Origin of the sequence: Pseudomonas sp. ESBL9, assembly GCF_036668715.1 — a bacterium.
In the GTDB taxonomy this organism is placed as follows: Bacteria; Pseudomonadota; Gammaproteobacteria; order Pseudomonadales; family Pseudomonadaceae; genus Aquipseudomonas; species Aquipseudomonas lundensis.
On the sequence record NZ_JAZEVV010000005.1, the window covers coordinates 116,624 to 136,008 of the forward strand.

Below are 19,385 nucleotides of genomic sequence, written 5' to 3' on the forward strand. Positions count from 1 at the left end.
AATGTCTCAGCCAATTCGCCTCAAAGACCACGAGAAAGACGCACGCCTTGTGCGCAGCCGCGTTGTGGTCGGCGCAATTGTGGTGGTGGCGCTCATTTGTGCGCTGATTGCGCGCCTGTACTACCTGCAAGTTGTGCAGTACGAGTACCACTCGACCCTGTCTGAAAACAACCGGGTGCACGTGCAGCCCATTCCCCCGACGCGTGGCCTGATTTTCGACCGCAACGGTGTGGTGATCGCGGACAACCGGCCCAGCTTCAGCCTGAGCATGACCCGCGAACGTTCCGGCGACTGGCAGCAAGTGCTCGATGTGATCGTCGAAGTGTTGCAGCTCACGCCAGAAGACCGTGCCTTGTTTGAAAAGCGCATGCGACAGGGGCGTCGGCCATTCGAGCCGGTGCCCATTCTGTTTGAGCTCACCGAAGAACAGATCGCCCGGATTGCCGTGAATCAGTTCCGCCTGCCCGGGGTTGAAGTGGTCGCGCAACTGGTGCGCCACTACCCGCAGGGCGCGCATTTTGCGCATTCGGTGGGCTATATGGGGCGGATCAACGAGAAAGAGCTTAAAACCCTCGATCCTGTGAATTACAGCGGCACCCATCACATCGGTAAAACCGGCATCGAACGCTTCTATGAGGCTGAACTGCACGGTCAGGTAGGTTACGAAGAAGTCGAGACCAACGCCCGTGGCCGGGTGTTGCGTGTGCTCAAGCGCACGGACCCGATCCCCGGCAAGGACATCGTGCTCAGCCTCGACATCAAATTGCAGGAAGCCGCCGAAGAAGCGCTGGCCGGGCGCCGTGGCGCCGTGGTGGCGTTGAATCCGAATACTGGCGAAGTACTGGCGATGGTCAGTCAGCCGAGCTTCGACCCCAACCTGTTTGTCACCGGCATCAGCTTCAAGGCGTATGCCGAGTTACGCGACTCGATCGACCGCCCGCTGTTCAACCGCATTCTGCGCGGCCTTTACCCGCCGGGCTCGACCATCAAGCCCGCGGTGGCGATTGCCGGGCTCGACAGCGGCGTGATCACCGGTTCGTCGCGGGTCTACGACCCCGGCTACTACATGCTGCCCAATTACGATCACAAGTACCGTAACTGGAACCGCAGCGGTGACGGCTATGTGGATTTGGACACCGCGATCATGCGTTCCAACGACACTTACTTTTATGACCTGGCTCACAAGCTGGGCATTGATCGTCTGTCCTCGTACATGAACCAGTTCGGCATTGGCCAGAAAGTCTCGCTCGACATGTTCGAGGAGTCCGCAGGCTTGATGCCGTCCCGCGAGTGGAAGCGGGCGACGCGGCGGCAGGCCTGGTTTCCGGGCGAAACCCTGATTCTGGGGATTGGTCAGGGCTACATGCAGTCCACGCCGTTGCAACTGGCACAAGCGACCGCGCTGATTGCCAGCAAAGGCAAATGGATCCGCCCGCACCTGGCCAAGACCATCGAGGGTGTGCCACCCGTTGATCCGAACCCGATGCCGGACATCGTGCTGCGCGACCCGTCCAACTGGGCCAAGGTCACCCACGGCATGCAGCAAGTGGTGCATGGCGCCCGCGGGACTGCCCGTGTGGCGGGCGTGGGGGCGCAATACCTGATCGCCGGCAAAAGCGGTACGGCGCAAGTGGTGGCGATCAAGCAGGGCGAAAAATATGACCGTTCCAAAGTTCAGGAACGCCACCGCGACCACGCGTTGTTCGTTGGTTTCGCCCCGGCCGACAACCCGCAAATTGCGGTCTCGGTCATGATTGAAAACGGTGAGGCGGGCAGCCGCGTGGCTTCGCCGGTCGTGCGCAAGGTCATGGATGCCTGGTTGCTGGATGCACAAGGCAAGCTCAAACCTGAGTACGCCAGCCCTTCAAAGGCGGAGGTTACGGCCCGTGATGAGTAATTTTGATCGCATGCTCTCCAGTGAGGATGTGATGCGTCGACGTGCCTCGCTGTTGCAGCGTTTGCACATCGATGGCCCGCTGCTGATTTTGCTGTTGACCCTGGCGGCTGGCAGTCTGTTCGTTCTGTACTCGGCCAGCGGCAAGAGCTGGGACCTGCTGAGCAAGCAGGCCACCTCGTTTGGTATCGGTCTGGTGTCAATGTTCATCATTGCCCAGCTTGAACCCCGGTTCATGGCGCGCTGGGTGCCGATTGGTTACCTGATCGGCGTGCTGCTGCTGGTGGTCGTGGACGTCATGGGCCACAACGCCATGGGGGCCACGCGCTGGATCAACATCCCGGGGGTGATCCGTTTCCAACCTTCGGAATTCATGAAGATTCTGATGCCAGCGACCATCGCCTGGTACCTCTCCAAGCGCACCTTGCCCCCGCAGCTCAAACACGTGGCGATCAGCCTCATGCTGATTGGCGTGCCCTTTGCGCTGATTGTGCGTCAGCCCGACCTCGGTACTGCGCTGCTGGTACTGGCGGGTGGCGCGTTTGTGCTGTTCATGGGCGGGCTGCGTTGGCGCTGGATTCTCAGCGTGCTGGCGGCCACGGTGCCGGTGGCCGTCGCCATGTGGTTTTTCGTGATGCACGACTATCAAAAGCAGCGCGTGCTGACCTTCCTCGACCCTGAAAGCGATCCGCTGGGCACCGGCTGGAACATCATTCAGTCCAAGGCCGCCATTGGTTCGGGCGGTGTGTTTGGCAAAGGCTGGTTGCTGGGCACCCAGTCGCACCTGGACTTCCTGCCTGAAAGCCACACCGACTTCATTATTGCGGTGATGGGCGAAGAGTTCGGGCTGGTGGGCATTTGCGCATTGCTGCTGATTTATCTGCTGTTGATTGGTCGTGGCCTGGTGATTACGGCCCAGGCGCAGACGCTGTTCGGCAAATTGCTGGCCGGCAGCCTGACCATGACGTTTTTTGTTTATGTTTTCGTCAACATCGGTATGGTCAGTGGCCTGTTGCCGGTGGTGGGCGTGCCATTGCCGTTCATTAGCTACGGCGGAACTTCGCTCGTTACGCTGCTGTCAGCGTTTGGGGTTTTGATGTCGATCCACACGCATCGCAAGTGGATCGCGCAAGTTTGATTAAGGTGAAGAATTCAATGCAAGTAATGCGTGGCTGGGCTGCTCGATACGCGTCCTGGGTAGGCCTGTTAGGTCTGTTCGGGGCGGCGCAAGGCGCGGTGGCCGGCGACTATGAAGGCTCGCCCCAGGTGGCTGAGTTTGTCGGCGAGATGACCCGCGATTACGGGTTCGCCGGTGAACAGCTGATGGACGTTTTCCGCGAGGCTCAACGCAAGCAGAGCATCCTTGATGCCATTTCGCGTCCGGCCGAGCGCGTTAAACAGTGGAAGGAATACCGCCCGATCTTCATTTCGGATGCCCGCGTGGCGCGCGGTGTCGATTTTTGGCGTGAGCACGAAGCCGTGCTGGCCCGTGCCGAGCAGGAATATGGCGTACCGGCGCAAGTGATTGTGTCGATCATTGGCGTTGAAACCTTCTACGGCCGTAACACGGGCAGCTACCGGGTGATCGACGCGCTGTCGACCCTGGGCTTCGATTACCCGCCACGTGCTGAATTCTTCCGCAAAGAACTGCGCGAATTTCTGCTGCTGGCCCGCGAGGAACAGGTCGACCCGTTGACCCTTAAGGGCTCGTACGCCGGTGCGATGGGCTTGCCGCAATTTATGCCGAGCAGCTTCCGCGCCTATGCCGTGGACTTTGATAACGACGGCCACATTAATATTTGGAGCAACCCGGACGACGCCATCGGCAGTGTTGCCAGCTATTTCAAGCGCCATGGCTGGGTAGCGGGCGAGCCGGTGGTCATTCGGGCTGATGTGCAAGGCGATCGCGCCGACGAAGGGTTGACCCAAGGCATCGAACCGGTGAAAACGGTCGGGGAGTTGCGAGCGCTGGGGTGGTCGAGTCATGATGCGCTGCGTGACGACATGCCGGTCACCGCCTTGCGTCTCGAAGGCGAAAACGGCCCTGAATACTGGATGGGCCTGAAGAATTTTTATGCGATTACGCGTTACAACCGTAGCGTGATGTACGCCATGGCAGTGCACCAACTGTCCGACCTGCTGGTTCAAGCACGGGGCAACAAGTAATGCCGTTTCTAGCGATCCGTACACCGTTGAAAGTTGCTGCCTGCGCCGCCGTCGCGTTGCTGGTGGTGAGTTGCTCCAGCAGTCGTTCCACCGCGCCGCAGCAAAAGTCGGCCCCGGTGGTCCGCGCCACGCCCGGTCTGGACATCAACCGGGCACACAAGGACGGCGCGCCGTGGTGGGACGTAGACGTCTCGCGTATCCCCGATGCGACGCCCACCCTGCACACCGGGCCGTACAAAGCCAACCCGTATACCGTGCTGGGCAAGACCTACTTTCCGATGCAAGAGTCCAAGACGTACGTGGCGTCAGGTACGGCATCCTGGTACGGCACCAAGTTTCACGGTCAGAACACTGCCAATGGCGAGGTGTATGACCTGTACGGCATGAGCGCAGCGCACAAAACCCTGCCGCTGCCCAGCTACGTCAAAGTGACCAACCTGGACAACGGTAAAGCCGTGGTGCTGCGGGTTAACGACCGTGGCCCGTTCTATTCGGACCGCATCATTGACTTGTCCTACGCGGCGGCCAAAAAGCTGGGCTATGCCGAAACCGGTACGGCGCGGGTCAAAGTCGAAGGCATCGACCCGCAGCAGTGGTGGGCGCAGCGCGGTCGTCCTGCGCCGCTGATGCTCAATGAGCCGAAAATGGCCCAGAATGCCCCCGGACCTACCATTGCCACGGGCAAGGTCGAGCAATGGACGCCGCCTGCGCAGCAACACGCCACGGATGTTGTGCCGGTGCCGCGCATGGCCAACGGGCAGGGCACGTACTTGCAGGTCGGCGCCTTTGCCAACCCGGATGCCGCAGAGTTGCTTCGTTCCAAGCTCAGTGGCATGGTCAGTGCCCCCGTATTCATTAGCTCGATTGTGCGCAATCAGCAGACCTTGCACCGTGTGCGGCTGGGGCCGATTGCCTCGGCCGGCGAAGTACAGCAGGCGCAAAACAGCGTGCGACTGGCCAATTTGGGCCAGCCAAGCGTTGTGACATCGGATCAGTAACACTGATTAACGCGTTGGGCCCCGAAGGTTCAGGGCCCAAACGCAGTTGCAGCGACAAAGAACAAAAGCCCTGCGAGGGCCGTGCCTGCAACTGAATACGCGACAGCCCCTCTAAGGGCTGTCAGAACAGTTTTGCCCGCGAGGGTAAGTTTCCATCAACAATTTCGAGAGACGGATGAACATCACCACCTTTGCCAAACGCCTGTGCCTGCTTGTCCCGCTGATCATTACGCCTGCCGCCTGGGCAGCCGAAATGATGCCGTCGCCGCCACAGCTTGCCGCCAAATCCTACGTGCTGATGGATGCCAGTAGCGGCAACGTGCTGGTTGAGAACAATGGCGACCAGCGCCTGCCCCCGGCCAGCCTGACCAAACTGATGACCGCGTACATTGCGACGCTGGAAATCCGTCGTGGCCAGATTGGCGAGAACGACCCGGTAACGGTCAGCGAGAACGCCTGGCGCACCGGTGGTTCGCGCATGTTCATCAAGGTCGGCTCCCAGGTGTCGGTCAGCGATCTGCTGCACGGGATCATCATTCAGTCGGGTAACGACGCCAGCGTTGCATTGGCTGAGCACATTGCCGGCAGTGAAGACGCTTTCGCGGATCTGATGAACAAGACCGCAGCCGAGCTGGGCATGACCAATAGCCACTTCATGAACCCGACCGGTCTGCCAAACCCTGAGCACTACTCGTCGGCGCATGACATGTCGCTGCTGGCCCGCGCAATCATCCACGAAGACCCGACCCACTACGCGATCTACTCGCAGAAAGAGTTCTTCTGGAACGGCATCAAGCAGCCTAACCGCAACCTGTTGCTGTGGCGCGACAAGACCGTTGACGGCCTGAAAACCGGTCACACCGATGAAGCAGGCTACTGCATGGTGTCTTCGGCAGTGCGTGACGGCATGCGTTTGATCGCCGTGGTGTTCGGCACCAACAGCGAAGCGGCCCGTGCGGCCGAAACGCAAAAACTGCTGACCTACGGTTTCCGCTTCTTCGAAACCCAGACCTTCTACCAGAAAGGCACCGAGCTGGCTCAGGCTCCTGTCTGGAAAGGCACCACCAGTCAGGTCAAAGCCGGTCTGGCCAACGACCTGACCCTGACCCTGCCTAAAGGCCAATTGAAAAAGCTGGCCGCGAGCATGACCATGAACCCGCAACTGATGGCGCCCATCGCCAAAGGTGACGTGATCGGTAAGGTTGAAGTCAAACTCGACGATAAAGTTGTTCACAGTGCGGACTTGATCGCACTTGAGCCGGTTGAGGAAGGTGGCATTTTCCGCCGCGTGTGGGATAGCATCCGTCTATTCTTCTACGGGTTGTTCAACTGATTGCACCCACCTGTGTGACCCTGCGCTTACCCGGCGCGGGGTCATGTCTGTAGTTCCGGGCTTACGAGGCCAATACGCCATGAGCGATAACGAAGTAAAGGCGCCAAAGATCGAATTTCCTCAAACCGATTACCCGGTTAAGGTGATCAGTGACACAGGTGTGGGTAACAAGGACAAAATCCTCGTGATCGTGAGAAAACACGCAACGATCAACAACGAGCGTATTGACGAACGCCAGAGCACCAACGGCAAGTACACCACCATCCAGCTGCACATTGTGGCCACGGATCAGGACCAGCTGTACAACATCAACAGCGAACTGCGGGCCACTGGCTTCGTTCACATGGTGTTGTGATGTCGCGGGCCCTGGGTTTTCGCGAGTTGGCGTTGCTGGATTACGAGCCCACCTGGCTGGCCATGCAGCGTTTCACTGACCAACGCAAAGACCGGCCCGAGACGCAAGACGAGATCTGGCTGGTGGAGCATCCGCCAGTATTCACCCAGGGGCAGGCCGGCAAGGCCGAGCACCTGCTGCTGCCGGGTGATATCCCGGTGGTCAAATCAGATCGCGGCGGGCAAGTGACGTATCACGGGCCCGGCCAGTTGGTTGCCTACCTGATGCTGGACGTGCGGCGTCTGGGTTTTGGGGTTCGCGAACTGGTCAGCCGGATGGAGCGCTGCCTGATCGAGCTGCTCGCCAGCTATGGCGTAAGCGCCCACGCCAAGCCCGATGCGCCCGGCGTGTATGTGAATGGCGCGAAAATCGCCTCACTGGGCCTGCGGATCCGCAATGGCTGCTCTTTCCACGGCCTGGCCCTGAATGTGGATATGGACCTGGAACCGTTTCGACGGATTAACCCCTGTGGCTACGCGGGGCTGGCGATGACCCAGTTGCGCGACCATGCAGGCCCGATTGAATTTGCCGAGGTGCGTGCCCGGCTGCGCGCGCAGCTCGTCAAACACCTCGACTATGCTGAGCAGACGACCCTGACGGGCGGAATCGATTGATATGACTACTGCGCAAGACGCTGTTGAAACCCTGATCCCTACGCTGGACATCTCAGAACGTGCAGCCCGCGCCAGCGAGGCCCGTTCCAAGGTTGAGACCGGCGTCAAGCTGCGCGGTGCCGAAAAGGTGGCGCGTATCCCGGTCAAAATCATTCCGACCACCGAATTGCCGAAAAAACCTGACTGGATTCGGGTGCGCATCCCGGTTTCTCCGGAAGTCGACCGTATCAAGCAACTGCTGCGCAAACACAAATTGCACAGCGTTTGCGAAGAAGCATCCTGCCCGAACCTGGGTGAGTGCTTCTCGGGCGGTACTGCCACCTTCATGATCATGGGCGACATCTGCACCCGTCGCTGCCCGTTCTGCGACGTCGGCCATGGTCGACCCAAGCCTCTGGACGTCAATGAGCCACAAAGCCTGGCCATCGCCATTGCTGACCTGGGCTTGAAGTACGTGGTCATCACCTCGGTGGACCGTGACGACCTGCGTGACGGCGGTGCCCAGCACTTTGCCGATTGCATCCGCGAAATCCGCAAGCTGTCACCCAACGTGCTGCTTGAAACCCTGGTGCCCGACTACCGTGGCCGCATGGACGTAGCGCTGGACATCACGGCCGCCGAGCCGCCTGACGTGTTCAACCACAACCTCGAAACCGTCCCGCGTCTGTACAAGGCGGCGCGTCCGGGTTCCGATTACCAGTGGTCGTTGACGTTGCTGCAGCGCTTCAAACAAATGATGCCGCACATCCCGACCAAATCCGGTCTGATGCTGGGCCTTGGCGAAACCGATGAAGAAGTCATCGAAGTGATGAAGCGCATGCGCGAGCACGACATCGACATGCTGACCCTTGGCCAGTACCTGCAACCGTCGCGCAGCCACTTGCCGGTTCAGCGTTTTGTGCACCCTGACACCTTCGCCTGGTTCGCCGAGGAAGGTTACAAAATGGGCTTCAAAAACGTTGCATCCGGGCCGTTGGTTCGTTCCTCGTACCACGCGGATGAGCAGGCCAAGCTGGTCAAGAACATGCTGGTCAGTGAGTGAAACCATGAACAGCCGGTTCATCGCGCAGGTGTCTGACAAGGCCCACGGCGCGGTGCCCGCGCTGCGTGCTGGCGGGGTGATCGGCCTGATCGCCCCGGCTGGCCCCGCCGAACTCGATCTTCACCTTGCCACCCAATGGATACAGGCACGCGGTTATCAACTGCGGGTTTTTCCGGGGGTATGGGAAAAAGACGGCTACCTGGCCGGCGCTGATGCTATTCGTTTGCACGATTTGCACGACGCCTTTGCCGACGACAGCATCGACGCGATTTTGTGCATGCGCGGCGGCTATGGCAGCCCGCGTTTGCTCGATGGCATCGACTTCGAACTCCTGAAACGCCATCCGAAACCTTTTATTGGCTACAGCGACATCACGGCGCTGCATCTGGCCATCACCCGTTATGCAGGCTTCGTGACCTTTCACGGGCCGATGCTGAACGCCGACCTGCTGGGCAATAAGCAGGCGCCCACTGAATCCTCCCTGCTGGACATGATCAGTGGCCGGCAAGGCGCCGTTCTGACTCATCCCGCCGCGTTTGCGTTGACCACCGTGGCGCCGGGCGTGGCCAGCGGACGGTTGCTGGGCGGCAACCTGGCCATGATCTGCGGCACGCTTGGCACCGCATTCGAGCTGGACGCAGACGGCATCATTTTGTTCATTGAGGACGTCAACGAACCGCTGTACCGGATTGACCGTCTGCTGACCCAACTGCGGTTAGCGGGCAAGTTGGCGCGGGTTCGGGGTGTGTTGGTGGGGGATGTGGCCGGAGTGGACACTCAGGCGTTGATGCGGCTGATCGGGCAGGAGCTTGGGCCGCTAGGGGTGCCTGTACTCGCGGGATGGCGCAGCGGGCATTGCGACCCCAACCTGACCTTGCCAATGGGCGCGCTCGTGCGTCTGGATGCAGATAACCAGCAGTTGGTGTTAGAGCAGGACGTCGTTTCGATCACGCCTTGACCCTCTCCCGGCGGGAGAGGGGTGGCGCAGGCCGTTTATTGTTGGCGCAAACTTTCCAGCAACTTATGCGAAGGGTAGCCATCCGCGGGCCAGCCCAGCGCTTGCTGCGCGCTGCGAATCGCCTTGCGGGTGTTTGCCCCGATGATGCCATCAGCCTTGCCGGCGTCGTAGTTGCGGTTGCTCAGCAGGGTTTGCAGCTCGACACGTTCGCTGCGACTCAACGGGCGGTCATCCTTGGGCCAGTCCCCTTTGATGATGCCACCACCGTTGAAGCGCTCAGACAGCAGGCCCACCGCCAGCGCATACGACGAAGAGTTGTTGTAGCGCAGGATGGCCCTGAAGTTATCCAGCACTAAAAATGCCGGTCCCCGGTATCCGGCGGGCAGCAACAACGTGGCGCTCAGTTGTTCTGAACCGCTGGCGGTAACAGGCACCCGAACCCCAAGTGCTTGCCATTCGCTGACACTTTTACGAACGGTTCCGTCAGCCAGCGCATAGTCAAACCCGCTCGGCAGGTTCACTTCAAATCCCCAAGGCTGGCCTTGCTTCCAACCGGAGCTTTGCAGGTAGTGAGCCGTGGAGGCCAGCGCGTCAGCCGAACTGTTCCAGATGTCCCGACGGCCATCGCCGTCGAAATCCACCGCGTGGGTTTCATAGGTGGTGGGGATGAACTGGGTCTGGCCCATCGCGCCTGCCCATGAACCGAGCATTTTCTCGGGCGAAATATCGCCTTCCTGGATGATCTTAAGGGCAGCGATCAGTTGGCTCTGGGCGAATTCCGGGCGACGGCCTTCATACGCCAGGGTGGCCAGGGAACGGATCACCGATTTGTTGCCTTGAAAGGTGCCGAAGTTGCTTTCCATGCCCCACACCGAGACCAGTGCCTCGCGGTCAACGCCGTAGCGCTCTTCGATACGACTCAGCAGGTCGGCATTTTGCTCCAGCAATCGCTGGCCATTGCGCACGCGCAGCGGCGAAAGGGCGCCTTCGAGGTATTCCCACACCGGGCGGCTGAACTCGGGCTGGCTGCGATCAGCCTTGATGACGCCCATGTCGGGGGTGATGTCTTTGAAGGCGTTATCGAAAACCAGCGGGTTGATCCCTGCTTTCAGGGCTTGCGCACGGAAGTTGGCTTGCCATTCGCTGAAGCTTTGGGCGGGCTGGATTTCAAGGGTGTCTGCAACGGGAGCGCTGGTGGTCACCGCGGGCGCGGGAGGCGTCACAGGCAGGGGTTGAGCATCGGCTGCGGTGGGTTTCTCTGCGCAGGCGACTAAAAGGATGACGCTGGAAGCAGCAATCAGTTGGCGCATTGGCCAACGGCGTTTATGACTTAAGGGCATGCGCAGGTCCAGGTAATGCGAATCAGATGCAGACCTTAACATTCCCGCCGTCAGGCAGCCAGAAAGTAAAAAGCCTCCCGGTCTCTCGACTGGAAGGCTTCGCGGCGGTAGCTGCCTTTGCCTTTGGCGGGGCGTTCCTGGCGGCTGCGGAACAAGGGTTGGGTGACGATGGATTTGGCCTTGTTGGGACGTTTGCTCATGGCAATGACTCTCGCTGGGTTGAACAGGCGCAAATCATCGGCCAGATTGTTTGATCTGTCCAGCGTCGTTACGTGCAGGCGTTGACCGGCTGTTTCGTGCTTTTACAGCGGCCATTCAGGCTGGTTGGTTATTCCGCTGGCAAGTTCAGACGTTGCCCACACATCAGCAGCGTCAATCGGCTGAGGCTGCTCCAGGCCGAACCTGCCGCCTGACCCTTGATCTGTGCATCGATGCGTTGCGCGTCCATCAATAGCTGCGCCCAGCGCTGAGCTGAATAACGTTGCAAGGCTTTGCTCATCAGCGGTTTGCGTTTGTCCCACACCGGCGGGCGTGCCTGGCTGAACGCCTTGTCCAGCGGAATGCCCTGGCTGTATTGCAACGCAATGTTGGCCAAGACCCGCAGCTCGCGAGCCAGCGCCCAGAGGATCACGGGCGGCTCGACCCCTTCACCGCGCAAGCCTTCAAGCATGCGCAATGCATGGGCAGCCTCACCATTAAGCACCGCATCCACGAGCCCGAACACATCGAAACGCGCACTGTCGGCGACCGCGGCCTGCACGGTCTCGACCGTGATCTGGCCTTCTTCAGCCATCAGTTTGAGCTTTTCGATTTCCTGAGCGGCTGCCAGCAAGTTGCCTTCTACCCGTGCGGCGATCAATTCCACAGCATCATGGGTCGCCGCCAGTCCCGCTTGCGACAGCCGCTGGCGAATCCATTGCGGCAATTGATTGGCGTCCACCGGCCAGATCTGTACGAACTGTGTGTGCGCACCCTCCACCAGCGCCTTGCCCCATTTGGTTTTCTGCGCACTGCCATCGAGTTTTGGCAGGCTGATCAGCAGCAGGGTGTCGTCTGCGGGTCGCGAGCAATATTCGATGAGGGCTGCCGCGCCTTTGTCGCCGGGTTTGCCGGAGGGCAATCGCAGCTCCAGCAAGCGTTTTTCGGCAAACAACGACATGCTTGCGCCAGCCTGCAGCAATGAACCCCAGTCAAAACTGGCGTCAGCACTGAACACTTGGCGTTCATCAAAACCTTGTTGGCGGGCGGTGCTGCGGATGGCGTCTGCGGCTTCCTGACACAACAGCGGGTCGTCGCCGCTGATGATGTAGACGGGCGACAGGCTGCCTTGCAGGTGTTTGGCGAGTTGGGCGGGGGCGAGTTTCATAGGACTTGATAGATGACGGGGCGCCTGAGCGCCCCGTATACCTTATTGCTCAGGAACTTCGAGGGGCGACTGCTGAGGAATCGCGTCTTGTGCCTGGCGCGCAGCTTCGATGGCCTGGGCTTCAGCCCGTGCTTTCTCGTCAGCCACTTGTTGCAGCTTGGCCAGTTGTTCCGGAGTCAACTGCTCCAGGCGCAGCACCATTTGTTGCACCAGTTCACGGCGCAGCTCGGTGCTGATCATGGACGCTTCTTGGCCAGAACCGGTGATGTTGCTGCTGTCTTGCAGGTAGACCTTGTGCACTTCGATCTTGTTGTTGAGCAACGGCAAGTTGTGCTCGCCACGGATCTCGTAGTTCAGCACTTTGGTCAATTCGTATTCGACCGAACCGCCAATGCCCGCATAGCTGGCAGCGCGCTGGCTATCTTGCTCGTTGGTGAGGATCAGGTGGTAAGGCGCAGCGGCGGTGATTTTCACGCCGCTGTTTTCCAGTACTTGTCGCAACTCACGCACGGTATCGCCGTAAGCATTACGGGCCGTGACGTCGAGTTCGGTAATCGACAGCTGATTGGTGCCGGTGCCGCGCAGCTGAAAGCCGCAGGCGCTCAGCAAGACTGCGAGGCCCATCACCAGCAAGTTGCGTTTGATCATGTGTTGCTCCCCTTGAAACCAGATGGACCGACGGAGCGGCCCGGAAGGTTTTGTTGGGCGCCCGCGCACGAGGCGGGCGCCTGTTCCAATTTAGCTGGCGACGATATTAACCAGTTTGCCCGGCACGACGATCACTTTGCGGATGGTCAGGCCTTCGGTGAAACGCAGCACGTTTTCGTTGATCCGGGCCGCCGCTTCGATATCGTCACGGCTGGCGCCGGCAGGCATTTCGATCTGGCCGCGCAGTTTACCGTTAACCTGAATCACCAGTTGCAGCGTGTCCTGAACCAGCGCGCTTTCGTCGAGCGTCGGCCACGGTGCGTCGATGATGGCGCCGATGTGACCCAGCTGATTCCACAGCTCGTGGCTGATGTGCGGGGTGATCGGGGCCAGCAACAAGGCCACGGTTTCCAGACCTTCCTGCAACAGGGCGCGGTCTTGTTCGGTGGCCTGCGGCGCTTTTTCCAGCACGTTCATCACGGTCATCACTTGCGCGACGGCGGTGTTGAATTTGTGGTGCTGGCCCACGTCCTGGCTGGCTTGCTTGATGGCCTGGTGAATGGCGCGACGAATGACTTTTTGCTCGTCATTCAGCGTGCCGATGTCCAGTGCGCCCGGCAGGCCCTGGCTAACGTGCGCATGCGCCAGGCGCCAGACGCGCTTGAGGAAGCGGTGCGAGCCTTCGACGCCGGAGTCCGACCATTCGAGGCTGGCGTCAGGTGGCGACGCGAACATCATGAACAGGCGGCAGGTATCGGCGCCGTATTGCTCGATCATGTATTGCGGGTCAACGCCGTTGTTCTTGGACTTGGCCATTTTTTCAGTGCCGCCAATCTCAACCGGCAGGCCGTCGCTGATCAGCTTGGCGCCAATGATTTTGGCCTTGCTGTCACGCTCCAGCTCGACGTCTGCCGGGTTGAACCAGGTCAGGGCGCCGTTGGCTTCGCGACGGTAATACGTTTCGGCAATCACCATGCCCTGGGTCAGCAGGTTCTTGAACGGCTCGTTGGAGCTGACCAAGCCCTCATCGCGCATCAGTTTGTGGAAGAAGCGCGCATACAGCAGGTGCAAGATCGCGTGTTCGATACCGCCGATGTATTGGTCAACCGGCAGCCAGTGATCGGCGGCGGATTTTTCGACCAGACCGCCTTCGTAGTGAGGCGAGGCGTAGCGCGCGTAGTACCACGACGACTCGACAAAGGTGTCCATGGTGTCGGTTTCACGCTTGGCCGGGGCGCCGCATTTCGGGCAGCTGCATTCGTAGAACTCAGGCATGCGGGCCAATGGCGAACCGGCGCCATCGGGTACGACGTCTTCAGGCAATACAACCGGCAATTGGTCTTCTGGCACCGGAACGTCGCCACAGCTGTCGCAGTGAACGATCGGGATCGGGCAACCCCAATAGCGCTGACGGCTGATGCCCCAGTCGCGCAGGCGGAACTGGGTACGCGACTGGCCCAGACCTTTGGCGCTCAGGGCTGCTTCCATTGCCGCAAAGGCTGCGTCGAAATCCAGACCGTCAAATTCGCCGGAATTGATCAGTGGGCCGTGTTCGTTGTAAGCGTCCTGCCAAGGCGCAGGGGAGGCGTCGCCCGCACTGGTGCGCACGACCGACTTGATCGGCAGGTCGTATTGGGTGGCGAATTCGAAATCGCGCTCGTCGTGAGCAGGAACGGCCATGACTGCGCCGTCGCCATAGTGCATCAACACATAGTTGGCGACCCACACCGGGAGCTTCTCGCCGGTCAGCGGGTGCAGGACGAACAGCGAGGTCGGCAGGCCCTTTTTCTCTTGGGTAGCCATGTCGGCTTCAGCCACGCTGCCGCCTTTGCATTCAGCGATAAACGCTTGCAGCTCGGGGTTGGACTGTGCCGCCTGGGTGGCCAGCGGGTGCTCGGCCGCCACGGCCACATAGGTGGCGCCCATCAGGGTGTCGGGGCGGGTGGTGAAGACCTTGAGGGTGCCCTGCTCGCCGATGGAGTCGACGTCGTAAGGGAACTGGACTTCCATGCCGCGGGATTTGCCGATCCAGTTGCGCTGCATGGTCTTGACCTGCTCAGGCCAGCCCGTCAGCTCGTCGAGGCTTTCAAGCAGCTCATCGGCATAGGCCGTGATCTTGAAGTAGTACATCGGGATTTCGCGTTTTTCGATCAACGCGCCCGAACGCCAGCCGCGGCCGTCGATCACTTGCTCGTTGGCCAGAACGGTCTGGTCCAGCGGGTCCCAGTTCACGGTCCCGTTTTTGCGGTAGATCACGCCTTTTTCGAACAGGCGCGTGAACAGCCATTGTTCCCAGCGGTAGTAGTCCGGCTTGCAGGTGGTGATTTCACGCGACCAGTCAACCGCCAGGCCCAGGCTGCGCAACTGGGTCTTCATGTATTCGATGTTTTCGTACGTCCACTTGGCCGGTGCGACGTTGTTTTTCATCGCGGCGTTTTCAGCCGGCATGCCGAAGGCATCCCACCCCATAGGTTGCAATACGTTCTTGCCGAGCATGCGCTGGTAACGGGAGATCACGTCGCCGATGGTGTAGTTACGCACGTGCCCCATGTGTAGCTTGCCGCTCGGGTACGGGAACATCGACAGGCAGTAGTAGGTTTCCTTGCCTGGATCTTCGCTGACTTCGAAGGACTTTTGGTTGTCCCAGAATGATTGGGCGGCGGCTTCTATTTCACGGGGCTGATATTGTTCGTGCATGGCTACTTGTACTGATAAAGGGTGGCCTAATCCTCTTCAACATACGGCCGGCTATTGTGTTGCCCGGTCAAGTTGGAGTAGGGGTTACAGGAAGCCCCGTAGCATACATGACCCCACTCTATCGAGGGAAACCCTGATTGCCTCGTCCTTCCGTTGGTCGCTGCACCTCACCGGTTTTGTGCACGCGACTAAGCTTGCTCAAAGGGGAGATTGATATCCTTCAATGAGGTGAGCGGATGGCAAGAACGCAACGCAAAGCGACAACGTCACAGGTGTATGAGCGTCTGATCAATCGTTTGGACGTGGCTCTCGATTCAGCGCAAACGGCAGTGCAATTACGTAACGAGCACTCAGCCGAAGTGGAATTGCGAGGTTTGAGTCATGCTGAACTGGAGTTGATTAACGCGTATTTAAACCGGAGCGAACGCGAGGTGGATAGACGTTCGCATGGCAGCAGTCATGTGCAGGAAACCCCGTCGGCAGCCAATGTCATCTGGCTGAAGGACCGGGTCAAGCAAGCCAAGGGCTAGGGCGACTTTTTACGTCGTGAGTCCGCGATACAGCGAGTGGCGTCACCTACGTGTCCCAGGGTTGATAAGCAGGCGTTTATATCCAAGTCACTCACGTGCCTGTTGTTGCATCGGATCAACCCCCTTAGGCTTCGGGCATCTTTGGAGATGCTCGATGCCTATTCGATATTTCGTTAAACAACTGCTTCTGCCGCCCGGCATTCTTTTACTGATCCTTGTGCTCGCCTGGTGGCTGCGCCGTTCGCGCCCGCGGCTGGCCGGGGCGTTGTTCGTCGTGGGGGTGGGTGGCTTCTGGTTGATGAGCCTGCCCGTGGTGGTGGAATGGAGCGCCCGCGCGCTGGAGCGTGAACCGGCACTGGCGCAAAGTGACTGGGCGACTTTGGCCTCGCGTGCCGATGCGATTGTGGTGCTGGGGTCCGGGCGTGAGCGGGGCGATCCGGCGTGGGGCAGCGATCAGCCGACGGGCACCGGGCTAGAGCGTCAGCGTTATGCGGCCCGACTGGCCAAGGCTTCCGGGCTGCCGCTGGTGACCACGGGTGGCCTGCATTACGGCACGCCGCCGAGTGAGGCGCAGTTGATGGCAGACTCCTTGCGCGATGACTTCGGTGTGCAAGTGCGCTGGAAAGAAGAGCGCAGCCGCACGACGTGGGAAAACGCGCAAATGACGGCCGATCTCTTGTTGTCTCAGGGCATCAAGCGCGTGGTGGTGGTCACGCAAGCGTGGCACATGCCGCGTGCCGTCTGGAGTTTCGAAAAGGCTGGGTTTGAAGTGGTGGCAGCGCCGGTGGGCTTTTTGGGCCGAGACAACGCCCGGCCTCTGGGCGGATGGATGCCAGAATTCAAATCGATCTGGCAGTCCGGGCAGTTGCTGAACGAGGCGGTGGGGCAAGTGGCTTACCCGTTGTTTTACCGCTGAGCCGGCTCACGCGCTGGAGGATAGTAACCCTGTGCGTGTCGCAGCCTCATGCGCTGGCTGCGACACGCGACGTCTCACACGGTCTTGGCAATGCGGCTGGTTATCAGGGCCCAGCCGATCAGCACCACACACAGGATGATCAACGGCCACGAACGCCATTGCAGGTACGGCGTGAGGTTGTGCATCGGCACCACTTCGCCGTAGAGAATCCCCTGTTCGAACTGCGGGATTTGCGCCGTGATCTGCCCGTAAGGGTTAATCAGCCCGGTGACGCCGTTGTTGGTTGCCCGGATCATCCAGCGGCCAGCCTCAAGCGCGCGCATCTGGGCCATCTGCAAATGCTGCAGCGGGCCAATCGAGGTGCCGAACCAGGTGTCGTTGCTGATGGTCAGCAGCACATCGCTCTTGGCCGCCAAGCTGGCAGCGAATTCCGGGTACACCACTTCGTAGCAAATGAACGGTGCGATCTGATAGCCCTTGGCTTGTAGCAGCGCTTGTTCCGCAGGCCCGCGAGCGAAGTCGGACATCGGCAGGTCGAAGAACGCAATCAGCCCGCGCAGCACATCCTGTAACGGCACGTATTCGCCAAACGGCACCAGCTTTTGTTTCAGGTAGGTGCCATCCGCCTCGCCCACGGCCGTAATGCCGTTGAAGAAGCGGGGTTCGTGACGCACTTCCTGGCGGATCGGCACACCGGTAATCAGGGCGGAATGCCGGTCGGCAGCAAAGCGGCCCATCATCGACAGGTAGCCTTCGGCGTTTTCCTTGAGTACCGGGATCGCGGTTTCAGGCCAGACGATCAGATCGACCCGCTTGGAACTGAACGTCATGTCGCGGTACAGGGCCAGTTGCGCATTCAACTGCGCCGGGTCCCATTTCATGCTTTGTTCGATATTGCCCTGAATCGCCGCCACGCTCAGCGGATCGCCCGAAGGACTGGTCCAAGCGTGGTGTTTGAGGGCGCTACCGATGATCCACGGGCCGACCAGCAGCACGGCTCCGGCGGCGATGAAAGCCTTGCGTTTGGCCCGAATCAGCCGAGGGAGGTTGCACAGCAGGGCGGCGGTGAGCGCCAGGGTGAAGGAAATCAGCCACATGCCGCCCAGCGGCGCGAGCCCGGCCAGTGGACCGTCGAGCTGGCTGTAACCGGAATAAAGCCACGGGAACCCGGTGAGGAACCAGCCGCGAAAGGCTTCTTGCATGACCCACAGGGCCGCAAAGGCCAAAGCGTCCGCCAGCGGGGCTTCATTGCGGCGAATCCAGCGCGCCCATAGCCACGCGGGCAGGGCGAAGAACCAGGCAATGGCGGCAGTGAATGCCAGCATCAGCAGGCCCGCCAGCAGGACTGACGCGCCTCCGAAGTTGTGAATGCTGTAGTAGATCCAGCTGGTGCCCGCGCCAAACAGGCCGAAACCGAAGCACCAGCCCCGGCCTAGCGCCTGACGTGGCGACAGGTCGCGCAAGCCGAGGTAGAACAGGGCCAGGGCGACCAGCGCCAGCGGCCAGATGTCGTACGGTGCCAACGCCAGGGTGGTGAGTGCGCCGGCGACCACAGCCAGCAAGTTACCGGGCCAGCCGGGGGAGGTTATCCAGCGCATTTCAATCCTTGGTGTTGGAGGTTTAGCGGGCGATAGGCGTCAGGCGAATCAAGTGAATACGGCGGCTGTCTGCATTGAGGATGCGGAAGCGGTACGGGCCGATTTCAGTGGTTTCATTGCGTTTTGGCAAGTGCCCGAACGCACTCATGACCAGGCCGCCCACCGTGTCGAACTCGTCGTCGGAGAAGTCGCTGTCGAAAAACTCGTTGAAGTTTTCGATCGGGGTCAGGGCCTTGATCAGGAAGTCACCGCTTGGCAGCGGCTTGATGTAGCTGTCTTCTTCGACATCGTGTTCGTCTTCGATGTCGCCGACGATCTGTTCGAGCACGTCCTCAATCGTCACCAGACCGGCCACGCCGCCGTACTCGTCAATGACGATGGCCATGTGGTTATGGTTGGCACGGAACTCACGCAGCAACACGTTAAGGCGCTTGGACTCGGGAACGAACGTCGCCGGACGCAGCAGATCCTTGATGTTGTACTTGTCGCCGTTCTCTTGAAGGATCAGCGGCAGCAGGTCTTTGGCCAGCAACACGCCGAGCACGTCGTCGTGGCTTTCGCCGACCACCGGGTAGCGCGAGTGCGCCGCGTCGATGATCGCCGGGAGAAATTCACGGGGTGTCTGGGTCGCCTTGATGCTGATCATCTGCGAGCGCGGCACCATGATGTCGCGCACTTGCAGGTCAGCCACTTGAATGGCGCCTTCGACGATGGCCAGCGCTTCGCTGTCCAAGAGTTTGTTCTGGTGTGCTTCGCGCAGCAGCTCAAGCAGCTCCTGGCGGTTTTTCGGCTCATGGGCAAAGGCCTGGGTCAGCTTACCCAACCATGACTTTTGCCCGTTGCTCGATCGGTCTTCGCTCATAGCGATTTACTCGTATCCCTTGGTAGTTT

The 19,385-nt window shown here is 60.2% G+C and carries 18 protein-coding genes; 11 read left to right on the plus strand and 7 right to left on the minus strand.

Annotation, left to right across the window (positions count from 1 at the left end; genetic code table 11):
* The first annotated feature begins 1 nt into the window (after position 1).
* From mrdA to V6F78_RS15480, 9 genes are all read left to right on the plus strand, one after another.
* Positions 2–1,897 (plus strand): penicillin-binding protein 2, encoded by a 1,896-nt coding sequence (mrdA, locus tag V6F78_RS15440; protein WP_047279123.1) that lies wholly within the window; start codon positions 2–4, stop codon positions 1,895–1,897.
* 31 nt (positions 1,898–1,928) lie between these two features.
* On the plus strand, positions 1,929–3,032 hold the full coding sequence (gene rodA, locus V6F78_RS15445; protein ID WP_047274257.1) for a rod shape-determining protein RodA: 1,104 nt from the start codon (positions 1,929–1,931) through the stop codon (positions 3,030–3,032).
* 5 nt (positions 3,033–3,037) lie between these two features.
* Complete coding sequence (mltB, locus tag V6F78_RS15450; RefSeq protein WP_371264262.1) at positions 3,038–4,060, plus strand: lytic murein transglycosylase B; 1,023 nt, start codon at positions 3,038–3,040, stop codon at positions 4,058–4,060.
* A complete protein-coding gene (locus V6F78_RS15455) occupies positions 4,060–5,058 on the plus strand; it encodes a septal ring lytic transglycosylase RlpA family protein (protein ID WP_047273500.1) in 999 nt (332 codons plus the stop codon). The genes mltB and V6F78_RS15455 overlap by 1 nt, the downstream gene beginning before the upstream one ends.
* A 175-nt stretch (positions 5,059–5,233) precedes the next feature.
* On the plus strand, positions 5,234–6,391 hold the full coding sequence (locus V6F78_RS15460; protein ID WP_047295711.1) for a D-alanyl-D-alanine carboxypeptidase family protein: 1,158 nt from the start codon (positions 5,234–5,236) through the stop codon (positions 6,389–6,391).
* Positions 6,392–6,470: 79 nt separating this feature from the next.
* Entirely contained in the window at positions 6,471–6,746 is a 276-nt protein-coding gene (locus V6F78_RS15465) for a DUF493 domain-containing protein (protein WP_047295708.1), read from the plus strand.
* Positions 6,746–7,399, plus strand: a complete 654-nt coding sequence (lipB, locus tag V6F78_RS15470) for a lipoyl(octanoyl) transferase LipB (protein WP_047273503.1) — start codon at positions 6,746–6,748, stop codon at positions 7,397–7,399. The genes V6F78_RS15465 and lipB overlap by 1 nt, the downstream gene beginning before the upstream one ends.
* A 1-nt stretch (position 7,400) precedes the next feature.
* Positions 7,401–8,441, plus strand: coding sequence for a lipoyl synthase (gene lipA, locus V6F78_RS15475; RefSeq protein WP_047279119.1), 1,041 nt, complete (start codon positions 7,401–7,403; stop codon positions 8,439–8,441).
* Between the two features lie 4 nt (positions 8,442–8,445).
* Positions 8,446–9,399, plus strand: coding sequence for a S66 peptidase family protein (locus V6F78_RS15480; RefSeq protein WP_332727731.1), 954 nt, complete (start codon positions 8,446–8,448; stop codon positions 9,397–9,399).
* Between the two features lie 35 nt (positions 9,400–9,434).
* On the opposite strand, the gene V6F78_RS15485 is transcribed toward V6F78_RS15480, so the two are convergent.
* The 5 genes from V6F78_RS15485 to leuS all read right to left on the minus strand — a co-directional run bounded on the left by V6F78_RS15485 (position 9,435) and on the right by leuS (position 15,450).
* The gene (locus tag V6F78_RS15485) at positions 9,435–10,739 is read right to left on the minus strand and encodes a lytic murein transglycosylase (RefSeq protein WP_094990503.1); all 1,305 of its coding nucleotides are present in this window, start codon (positions 10,737–10,739) and stop codon (positions 9,435–9,437) included.
* 50 nt (positions 10,740–10,789) lie between these two features.
* Positions 10,790–10,939 carry an alternative ribosome rescue factor ArfA gene (gene arfA, locus V6F78_RS15490; RefSeq protein ID WP_047273507.1) on the minus strand — a complete coding sequence of 50 codons (150 nt, stop codon included), beginning with the start codon at positions 10,937–10,939 and terminating at the stop codon, positions 10,790–10,792.
* Between the two features lie 128 nt (positions 10,940–11,067).
* Complete coding sequence (gene holA, locus V6F78_RS15495; RefSeq protein ID WP_047273508.1) at positions 11,068–12,105, minus strand: DNA polymerase III subunit delta; 1,038 nt, start codon at positions 12,103–12,105, stop codon at positions 11,068–11,070.
* Between the two features lie 42 nt (positions 12,106–12,147).
* Complete coding sequence (locus V6F78_RS15500) at positions 12,148–12,753, minus strand: LPS-assembly lipoprotein LptE (RefSeq protein ID WP_047295697.1); 606 nt, start codon at positions 12,751–12,753, stop codon at positions 12,148–12,150.
* 90 nt (positions 12,754–12,843) lie between these two features.
* A complete protein-coding gene (gene leuS / locus V6F78_RS15505; RefSeq protein WP_169839721.1) occupies positions 12,844–15,450 on the minus strand; it encodes a leucine--tRNA ligase in 2,607 nt (868 codons plus the stop codon).
* 236 nt (positions 15,451–15,686) lie between these two features.
* On the opposite strand from leuS, the gene V6F78_RS15510 reads away from it, so the two are divergent.
* On the plus strand, positions 15,687–15,980 hold the full coding sequence (locus tag V6F78_RS15510; protein WP_047295692.1) for a hypothetical protein: 294 nt from the start codon (positions 15,687–15,689) through the stop codon (positions 15,978–15,980).
* A 154-nt stretch (positions 15,981–16,134) separates the two neighbouring features.
* Positions 16,135–16,896, plus strand: coding sequence for a YdcF family protein (locus V6F78_RS15515; RefSeq protein ID WP_047295690.1), 762 nt, complete (start codon positions 16,135–16,137; stop codon positions 16,894–16,896).
* 74 nt (positions 16,897–16,970) lie between these two features.
* On the opposite strand, the gene lnt is transcribed toward V6F78_RS15515, so the two are convergent.
* Positions 16,971–18,494 (minus strand): apolipoprotein N-acyltransferase, encoded by a 1,524-nt coding sequence (lnt, locus tag V6F78_RS15520; RefSeq protein WP_047273513.1) that lies wholly within the window; start codon positions 18,492–18,494, stop codon positions 16,971–16,973.
* 22 nt (positions 18,495–18,516) lie between these two features.
* Positions 18,517–19,356: an HlyC/CorC family transporter gene (locus V6F78_RS15525; protein ID WP_047273514.1), complete on the minus strand. Its 840-nt coding sequence runs from the start codon at positions 19,354–19,356 to the stop codon at positions 18,517–18,519.
* Between the last annotated feature and the right edge of the window lie 29 nt (positions 19,357–19,385).